Consider the following 9,493-nt stretch of genomic DNA (forward strand, 5'->3'; position numbering starts at 1 on the left):
TCTGGCTTCGAACAATCGAGATCTCTCAATGGCCCGATGCGTCAGCATCTTGGGCCCTTGCCATGAGACGGCGTCCTGTCGACGCCGGGCGGCCCGGGCGACAGAGGGGGCAGAGCCCTGGCGGGCTGCCCAACGAGAAGGGCCACGCTTCTTGCGAAGCGTGGCCCCTCGCCTGCGGCGCCCGAGGGCGCCCGCGGCCTTAGCGGAAGAGCGAGAGGACGGTCTGGCTCGCCGAGTTGGCGATGCTGAGCGCCTGGACGGCCAGCTGCTGCTGGGTCTGGAGCGCCTTCAGCTTGGTCGACTCCTCCTCGATGTCCGCGTCCACCAGCGTGCCGATGGTGCGGTCGTTGGCCTTCATCAGCGTGTCGACGAAGGTCTTCTGGCCGTCGATCTGCGTCTTGTTGGCGCCGAGCTTGGTGCCGGCATTGGTGACGCTGGCGATCGCCTTGTCGACCTGGGTGATGATGTTCTTCAGCGTGGTGTCGCCGGCGGTGCCGACGAGGGTGCTGATGTCGATGGTGTTGACCGAGAAGGTCGTGGTGCCGTCGACGGTGTCGAGGATGCCGCGGCCGGCCGTGGTGCCCGCGGCCGAGCCGCTGCCGGTGCGTGCGTCGGTGCCGGCCGTGCCGGTGCCGAAGCCGACATCGACGAGCGTGTAGCCGCCCGTCGCCGTGGCGTTCTGGATGGTGATCGACGCGTTGGTGCCCGAGCCCGTGGCGGTGGTCTTGAAGGTGAGACGGCCCGAGCTGTCCAGCGAGGCCGAAACCTTGCCGGCGAGCGGAGTGGTGGTGGTGTCGGCGGCGATCTGGTTGTTGATGGCGTCGAGGAACTCGGTGGTGGTGACCGCCGCGAGGTTCCCGACCGCCGAGGACAGGGTGGTGTTGTTCAGCGTGATCGTTGCGGCGGAGCCGTCGCCGAGCGTCAGGTCGAACTTCACCTCGTTGGTGCCGCTGAAGTTCGCGGTGCCGCCGGTGAAGCCCGCCGTGCCGGTGAGCGACGTGGTGCCGAACACTTGGCCGGCCGTCGCCGGGGTGTTCACGCTCGTCGCGTTCGTGTCGTAGAGCTTGATCTGGCCGACCTGGACCGCGATGGTCGAGAAGGTGATCGAGCCGCTCGCCGCGCGCGAGAAACCCGCGACCACGCTCTGGGTCGCCTGATAGGCGGTGTTCGTGGCCGAGGAATCCACCGACAGCCAGTTCTGGCCCGACGAGATCGATGAATCGGCGGTGGCCTTCATCTTGCTCTGGATGGCCACGAGTTCGGTCTGGACCTTGGCGCGATCGACGCCCGGCTGCAGGGCGGTCTGCAGCTTGGCGCGCATGTTCTGCAGGTCGGAGAGAACGCTGTTGAGGCCGTTATAGGCGGTGTCGACGGCCGAGGAGCCGAGGCCGAGCGAATCCTTGACGGCGCCGAGCGAGGCGTTGTCGGTGCGCACCGTGGTGGCGATCGACCAGTAGGCGGCGTTGTCGGAGGCGGCCGAGACGCGCTGGCCGGTGGACACCCGGTTGCTCGTCATGTCGAGCTGCGCGTTGATGCCCTTGAGCGTCGTCAGCGCCGTCATCGCGGCGCTGTTGGTGAGCAGGCTGGTCATGGTCAGGTACTCGTTACTGGAACTGCGGAACTGGGCTGCTGGTCCGGGCTCGCACCGGAGAAGCGGAGCGGCATCATGCCTTTAGGTCCGAGGCCGGACCTAACCCACAACGCAATGACCACGGGCTCTCACCGGAAGGACGAAGCGGCCTCATGCCAATAGATCCGAGGATCTATTCCGTCCTGCGTGTTGCCGTCACCATGTGATCTTCGTCGAGATCGCTCGTGCGACGCCCTGACCGTAGGCGGTCGCGCTTTAACGAGTCCTGAAATCGCGGGGGCCGGGCCGATGCGGCCGGCCCCCGCCGCCTCCCATGGTTAATCAGGGCTTGCGGTGCGGGCGCCCCGTCACAGCCGCGCCTTCACCTCCCGCACGACCGCGTCCGGCGTGATGCCGAAGTGGCGGAAGAGGTCCTCGCCCGGCCCCGAGGCGCCGAAGCCCGCCATGCCGACGAAGCCGCCTCCCTCCCCGATCCAGCGGTCCCAGCCGAGGCGCACCGCCGCCTCGACGGCGACCCGCACCGTGTCGGCCGGGATCACCTCGGCCCGGTAGGCCTCCGGCTGGGCCGCGAACAGTTCCCAGGACGGCATCGAGACGACGCGGGTCGGGATGCCCTCCTGCTGCAGCCGCGCGCGCGCCGCGAGCGCCACCGCTACCTCGGAGCCGGTGCCGATGAGCGTCGCGCGCGCGGGGCCATCCGACGCCTCCGCCAGCACGTAGGCTCCCCGGGCGCTGAGGTTCTCCGCCGAGTCCCCGCGCCGCAGGGGCGGCAGGGGCTGGCGGGAGCAGATCAGCGAGGTCGGACCGTGGCGGTTCGCGAGCGCCAGTTCCCAGGCCTCCACCGTCTCCACCGCGTCGGCCGGGCGCAGCACCAGCATGTTGGGCATGGCGCGCAGCGAGGCCAGGAACTCCACCGGCTGGTGGGTCGGGCCGTTGCGGCCGATGCCGATCGAATCGTGGCTGTAGACCGTGACGACCGGCAGCTCCATCAGCGCGGCCATGCGCAGGGCCGGGCGCAGGTAGTCGGAGAAGACGAGGTAGGTGGCGCCCACCGGCACGAGGCCGCGATGGGCGGCCATGCCGTTCATCATCGCGCCCATCGCGTGCTCGCGCACCCCGTAATGCAGGTACCGCCCGGCGCGGTTCTCCGCCGTGAAGGCGGCGAGCGCCTGCTTGTGGCGCGTCGGGCCTTCGAGGTCGGGGGCGCCGCTGAACAGGTCGGGGATGGTGTCGGCGAGCGCCGCGAGGGTGTCGGCCGCCACCTCGATGCTCGGGCGCTCGGGCGCGGCCTCGGCGGCGCGGCGCCGGAGCGTCCGCAGCGCGTCGCGCCAGCCCTCGGGCAGGCGGCCCTGCGCGCGACGGTCGAACTCCGCCCGCGTCGCCTCGGGCAGCGCCGCCCGGCGCTCCTGCCACGCCGCGTAGGCCGCGCGGTTGCGCGCGGCGGCGCCGCGCCGCCACGCCGCGGCGATGTCCGGCGGCACCGCGAAGGCGGGCGCCTCCCAGCCGGCCGCCTCGCGGGCCTCGGCGCAGTCGCTGTCGAACACCCGTCCGCCATGCGCGCCGCGCTGGCCTTCGAGCCGCGGCAGGCCGCGCCCGATGGTGGTGCGGCAGGCGATCAGGCTCGGGCGCGGATCGGCCCTGGCGAGGAGGAGCGCGGCCGAGACCGCCGCGACGTCGTGGCCGTCGCAGTCGATCACCTGCCAGTCCGCGGCGCGGAAGCGCGCCCGCACGTCCTCGGAGATCGACAGGTCGGTGTGGCCGTCGTCGGTGATCAGGTTGTCGTCCCACAGGAAGGTGAGCTTGCCCAGGCGCAGGTGACCGGCGAGCGAGATCACCTCGTGGGCGATGCCCTCCATCAGGCAGCCGTCGCCGACGAGGGCGTAGGTGCGGTGGTCGACGAGGCCGGGGCCGAACTCCGCCGCGAGCTTGGCCTCCGCCACCGCCATGCCGACCGCGTTGGCGATGCCCTGGCCGAGGGGCCCGGTCGTCGCCTCGATGCCGTGGCCGGGGGCGAATTCCGGGTGGCCGTGGCAGGGCGAGTCGAGTTCGCGGAAGCGCCGGATGGCCTCGATCGGAATGCCCGCGTAGCCCGAGAGGTGGAGCACTGCGTAGAGCAGCATCGAGCCGTGGCCGTTCGACAGGACGAAGCGGTCGCGGTCGGGCCATTCCGGGTCGTCCGGATTGCAGACGAGGTGCCGGGTGAACAGCGCGGTGGCGATCTCGGCGCAGCCGAGCGGCGCGCCGGGATGGCCGTCCCCGGCCCGCGCGATGGCGTCGAGGGCGAGGAACCGGATGGCGTCGGCCATGCGGCGGGGTGAGGGATCGGACGTGATGATCTCGGACATGACGGGTCCTTCGGGCAAGGCGGGGCCGTTCGGTGCCGCCGGGGGCGGCTCCGCGAGCATCGTCGGAAGGGCGGGAGGCGCTGGATGTCCGCGCCGGGACGGCTCTCCCGCGGGAGAGGCGTCCGCCGCGCGGCGGGGGGTGCCGCGGCCTCGCTCGGGCAGGGCCGCGCCGGGGTGCTGCGTGATCGGCCGGAGCGGGTGACCGCTCCGGCCGGCCAAGGTCAGGGTTTGGCCAAGTTACGGTTTGGCCAAGTTACGGTTTGGTCAGGAAGCCGATGGAGATCCAGGGGACCAGGATGACGACCACCAGACCGACGATCATCGCCAGGATGTAGCCCACGATCGGCTGGATCCCCTTGTCCGGATGGATCCGGCTGATCGCGCAGGCCGCGTAGTAGCCCACCCCGAACGGCGGGGCGAACAGCCCGATGCCCATCGCCAGGATCACCACCATCGCGTAGTGCACCTCGTGCACGCCGACCGCCCTCGCGATCGGGAACAGCAGCGGGCCGAACAGCACGATCGCCGGGATGCCTTCCAGCACCGAGCCGAGGATGATGAACGCCACCGCCGAGACGACCAGGAACCCGAGCGGACCGCCCGGCAGGCCGGTCATCAGCACCGCGAGCTTCTGCGAGAAGCCCGACTGCGTCAGCGCCCAGGCCATGCCGGTCGCCGCCCCGATGATCAGCAGGATCGCCCCCGACAGCGAGGCGGTCGCCACCAGCATCGGGTAGAGCCGCCGCCAGTCGAACTGGCGGTAGACCAGCAGGCCGGCCAGGATCGCGTACAGGATGCCGATGGTCGACACCTCGGTGGCGGTCGCCACGCCCTCCACCACGGCGGCCCGGATCACGAAGGGCAGCGCCAGCGCCGGGATGGCGATCACCAGCGTGCGCCCGATCTCGCCCCAGGTCGCGCGCCGCACGTGGCTGAGATCCTCGTGGCGGTAGCGCCACCACACCAGCAGGCACAGCGTCACCCCCAGCACCACGCCCGGCAGCAGGCCGCCGGTGAACAGCGCGGTGATCGACACGCCGGTGACCGAGCCGATGGTGATCAGCACCAGCGAGGGCGGGATGGTTTCGGTCTGGGCGCCCGTGGCGGCCAGCAGCGCCACGAGGTCGCCCTCCTTGGCGCCGCGCGCCTTCATCTCGGGGAACAGCACGGGCGCCACCGCCGCCATGTCGGCGGCCTTGGAGCCGGAGATGCCCGAGACGAGGTACATGGCCCCCACCAGCACGTAGTGCAGGCCGCCGCGCACGTGGCCGAGCAGACTCGCCAGGAAGCCCACCATGGCGCGCGCCATGCCGGTCATCTCGATCAAGAGGCCGAGGAACACGAACAGCGGCACGGCGAGCAGGATGAGGTGGCTCATCCCCTCGTCCATCCGCCCGACCACCACCATGGCGGGGGCGCGCGTGGTGAGCATCAGGTAGGCGAAGGTGGACAGCCCGAACGCGAAGGCGATCGGCACCCCGGAGAAGACCAGGGCGCCGACGCCGATGACGAAGAAGAGGACGAGGTTCCAGTTGCCGAGCGTGCGCAGGGTCGGCTCGGCGAGGAGCAGGCCGGCGACGACGAGGCCGGCGAGCACCAGCGCACCGAGCGGGGCGCGCCAGTCGGGGCTCTCGGCGAGGCGCAGGACCGAGATGGCGAGCATGAGCGCGAAGCCGACCGGGAGGGCGGCGGCGCGCCACGCATTGGTGATCTCGAGCGCCGGGGTCTGGACGAAGATCTCCTCGGCGGCGAAGTCGTAGGCGGGGTGGAGGAGGAAGCCGATGAAGACGAGGCCCGCGACCAGGGTGATGGCGTCCAGGAAGGCGCGGGTGCGGGGCGAGGCGAGGCTGACGAGCGCGGTCATGCGCATGTGCTCGGCGCGCCGGTAGGCCACGACGGAGCCGAGCATGGCGAGCCAGAGGAACAGGATCGAGGCGAGTTCGTCGGCCCAGACGATGGGCTGGTGGAAGACGTAGCGGCTCACCACGCCGGCGAACAGGACCACGACCTCCAGCACCACCAGCGCGGCCGCCGGGATCTCGACCAGGTGGCCGAGCGCGTCGTCGAGCCCCTTGAGCCACGCACGACGTCCGGTGAGCGCCGGTACGGCCGGCGCCTCGGCGAGTTCGAGATGCATCACATCCTCCCGTCAGGCCAGCTTGCCGGAGGCGGCTTCCAGGTGACCCCAGGCCGCGTCGCCGAACTTCGCCTTCCAGTCCTTGTAGAAGGTCGTGCGGCTGAGCGCATCGCGGAACGGGCCCCGATCCACCTCGACGAACTTGATGCCCTTGGCGGTGAGGTCCTGGCGCAACGTGTCGCTCAGGCGGACGATGTCGGCGCGCTGGTCGTCGGCCGAGCGGTCGAGTTCGCGGGTGACGAGGGCGCGCAGGTTCTCCGGCAGGCGCTGGAAGGCACGCTTGTTGCCGAGCATCCAGTAGCCGTCCCAGACGTGGCCGGTCAGGCTGCAGGATTTCTGCACCTCGTAGAGCCGCGTCGTCGCCGTGATGGCGAGCGGGTTCTCCTGGCCCTCGAAGATCTTGGTCTGCAGTGCGGAGTACAGCTCGTTGAAGTTCAGCGGTGCGGCGCCCGCGTCCAGCGCCTTGAACAGCGAGGTCAGCATCGGGGCCGGCGGGACCCGGATCTTGAAGCCCTTGAGGTCGTCGGGGGTGCGGATCTCGCGGGTCGAGGAGGTGATGTGCCGGAAGCCGTTGTCCCAGGCCTTGGACACGGTCTGGATCGGCGTCTTGGCGATCTGCTCGCGGACGTAATCGCCGAGCCCGCCATCCATCGCGGTCCACACGGCCTGGTAATCCTTGAAGGCGAAGCCGGTGTTGGGCAGCGACGCCGCCGCCACGAAGGTGGCCAGGATCGAGGTCGAGAGGTTGAAGAACTCGACGCTGCCGTTGCGCACCTGCGAGAGCAGGTCGGTGTCCGAGCCGAGCTGGTTGGCCGGGAACAGCTTGATGTCGAGCCGCCCGCCGGAGGCCTCGCGGATGCGGTTCAGCGCTTCCTGCGCCCGGATGTTGACCGGATGGGTCGGGTCCTGGCCGGTGGCGAGCTTGTATTCGAACTCCGCCGCGTGCGCGGGCCGGCGCAGGATCGCGACGAGCGGGACACTGGCGGCGCCGGCCAGCAGCGTGCGCCGGCTGAGCTTGACTGTCGACATGGCGTTCTCCCTGAGCTGAGATGAAGTCAATCGGAGCCGGCTGCCCCGGTCTTGTTCGAATGGGCTCGCATCCGCGTCCGATGGATGCCGGGACGCGCCGCCGCATGTTTCGATGAGATCCTCATCTTCCCTTGCGTGATGCACTCGGGCCGACGCGTCACATCGCTCGCATCGTCGATCGACGGGGATGCTCTCCATCCGGCATCGATCGGGAATCGTTCACACTCAAGACCGGGCTGCGGATACCCCTCTCCCGGCCGGGAGAGGGGCTTGCCGCGTGCTACCCTTCGCCGTTCAGCGCCCGGTAGGAGCGGATCACCTGGCTGTCGTCGGCCGCGCCGTCCCCGCGCCCGGAGGTCGCCAGGAAGAGCTGGTGGGCGAGGCTCGCGAGCGGCAGCGCCGCCTTCTGGTCCCGCCCGGCCTCCAGCACGATGCCGAGATCCTTGACGAAGATGTCGACCGCGCTGGTGATGCGCGGCTCGGCCTCCAGCATGCGGGGGCCGCGGTCGCGCAGCATCCAGCTCGCGGCCGAGGAGCCCGACAGGATCTCCAGCACCACCGACAGGTCGACCCCGACCTTCTCGGCCAGCGACAGCGCCTCGGCGGCGGCCGCGATGTGCACGCCGCACAGGAGCTGGTTGACGGCCTTCACGGTGGCCCCCTGCCCGGCCCGGGTGCCGACGTGGAAGACGCGGGTGCCGAGCGCGTCGAGGACCGGCCGGACGGTGGCGAGCACCTCGGGCGCCGCCGCCGCCATGATGGTGAGCGACGCCCCTTCGGCGCCCACGACCCCGCCGGAGACCGGCGCGTCGACGAAGCGCCGGCCCGTCGCCTCGACCCGTGCGGCGAGCTGCGCCACCGCGTCGGGCGGGCAGGTCGCCATCAGGATCACGGCGGCCTCCGGCGCGAGCGCCGCGAGCGCGCCGTCCGCGAACAGGGCCGCCTCGGCCTGGGCGGCATTCACCACCATCAGCACCAGGGCGCCGGCGCCCGCGGCGGCCTCCGCCACGCTCCCGGCCGCGGTCCCGCCGAGGGCCGCGAAGGCGCTGCGGCCTTCCGGGCGCACGTCGTAGCCGCGCACCGAAAACCCCTTGCGGAGGAGGTTCCCGGCCATCGGCAGCCCCATCGAGCCGAGGCCCAGGAACGCCAGAGGCGGCTGCGGGACCGGCTCTAGAGCCATTCGCGGATCCTCCGGACCACCGCCGCGGTCGAGAGGCCGTAGCGCTCGTGCAGGGTCGGCAGGGCGCCCGCGTCCAGGAACTCGTCCGGCAGGCCGATCTGGCGGAAGCCCTTCTCGGGCCGGATGCCCTCGCGCATCAGCACGCCCGCCACCGCCTCGCCGAGGCCCCCGATCACCGTGTGGTTCTCGGCCACCACCACGAGCCGCCCGCCGCGGCGGGCCTCGGCCAGGATCGTCGCCTCGTCGAGGGGCTTGATGGTGGGCACGTGCAGGACCGCGACGTCGATGCGGTCGTCGGCGAGCGCCTGCGCCGCCTCCAGCGCCCGCATGGTCATCAGGCCGGAGGAGACGATCAGCACGTCGCGCCCGTCGCGGATCGTCTTCGCCTTGCCGAGTTCGAAGCGGTAGCCGTACTCGTCGAGGAGCAGGGGCACGTTGCCGCGCAGGAGGCGCAGGTAGACCGGCCCCTGATGCGCCGCCATGGCGGGCACCACCTGCTCGATCTCGTGCGCGTCGCAGGGGTCGATGATCGTCAGGTTCGGCAGGCCGCGGAAGATCGCCAGATCCTCCGTCGCCTGGTGGCTCGGCCCGTACCCGGTGGTGAGGCCGGGCAGCGCGCAGGCCATCTTGACGTTCAGGTTCTCCTCGGCGATCGCCAGGCAGATGAAGTCGTAGGCCCGGCGTGCGGCGAAGACCGCGTAGGTGGTGGCGAAGGGCGTGAAGCCCTCGCGGGCCAGCCCCGCCGCGGCGCTGAACAGCAGCTGCTCGGCCATCCCCATCTGGTAGAAGCGGTCGGGATGCTTCTGCGCGAAGATGTGCAGGTCGGTGTACTTGCTCAGATCCGCCGACAGGCCGACGATGTCGGGCCGCTCCTCGGCGAGCTGCGCGAGCGCGTGGCCGAAGGGCGCGGCCTTGGTGCGCTGCCCGGGGGCGGCGAGCGAGGCGATCATCGCCGAGGTGGTGAGCCGCGGCCCGCCCTGCAGCAGGTGCGTCGGCCTCTCGTACTTCGAGCGCTTCATTCCGCCCTCCCCTCGGACAAGACCGCGAGCGCCTGGCTCCATTCCGCCGGCTCGACACGCAGGAAGTGATTGCGCTCGCGCGCTTCGAGGAACGGCACGCCCTTGGCCATCTTGGTGTCGCAGATGATGACCCGGGGCTTGGGCTCCGGATGGGCCTTGGCGGCCTTCGACGCCGCCAAGGCCCATCCGGAG

General features: G+C 71.1%; 6 protein-coding genes and 1 pseudogene. All 7 read right to left on the reverse strand.

Features of this window, described 5'->3' with window-relative positions:
• Window positions 1–199 precede the first annotated feature (199 nt).
• On the reverse strand, window positions 200–1,591 hold the full coding sequence (locus tag MFF61_RS33045; protein WP_283206069.1) for a flagellin N-terminal helical domain-containing protein: 1,392 nt from the start codon (window positions 1,589–1,591) through the stop codon (window positions 200–202).
• Between the two features lie 347 nt (window positions 1,592–1,938).
• A complete protein-coding gene (gene tkt, locus MFF61_RS33055) occupies window positions 1,939–3,936 on the reverse strand; it encodes a transketolase (RefSeq protein WP_238241992.1) in 1,998 nt (665 codons plus the stop codon).
• A gap of 253 nt (window positions 3,937–4,189) precedes the next feature.
• Window positions 4,190–6,073, reverse strand: coding sequence for a TRAP transporter large permease (locus tag MFF61_RS33060; protein WP_238241995.1), 1,884 nt, complete (start codon window positions 6,071–6,073; stop codon window positions 4,190–4,192).
• A gap of 12 nt (window positions 6,074–6,085) precedes the next feature.
• Entirely contained in the window at window positions 6,086–7,102 is a 1,017-nt protein-coding gene (locus MFF61_RS33065) for a TRAP transporter substrate-binding protein (protein WP_238241997.1), read from the reverse strand.
• A gap of 280 nt (window positions 7,103–7,382) precedes the next feature.
• On the reverse strand, window positions 7,383–8,282 hold the full coding sequence (locus MFF61_RS33070) for an NAD(P)-dependent oxidoreductase (RefSeq protein ID WP_238241998.1): 900 nt from the start codon (window positions 8,280–8,282) through the stop codon (window positions 7,383–7,385).
• Window positions 8,273–9,301 (reverse strand): transketolase family protein, encoded by a 1,029-nt coding sequence (locus MFF61_RS33075; RefSeq protein WP_238242000.1) that lies wholly within the window; start codon window positions 9,299–9,301, stop codon window positions 8,273–8,275. Before MFF61_RS33075 ends, MFF61_RS33070 begins: the two co-directional genes overlap by 10 nt.
• Window positions 9,298–9,493, reverse strand: a pseudogene (locus MFF61_RS33080) (transketolase); the annotation flags it as partial. The pseudogene MFF61_RS33080 and the gene MFF61_RS33075, both read right to left, overlap by 4 nt.

It is taken from the genome of Methylobacterium isbiliense, from assembly GCF_022179325.1.
In the GTDB taxonomy this organism is placed as follows: domain Bacteria; phylum Pseudomonadota; class Alphaproteobacteria; order Rhizobiales; family Beijerinckiaceae; genus Methylobacterium; species Methylobacterium isbiliense.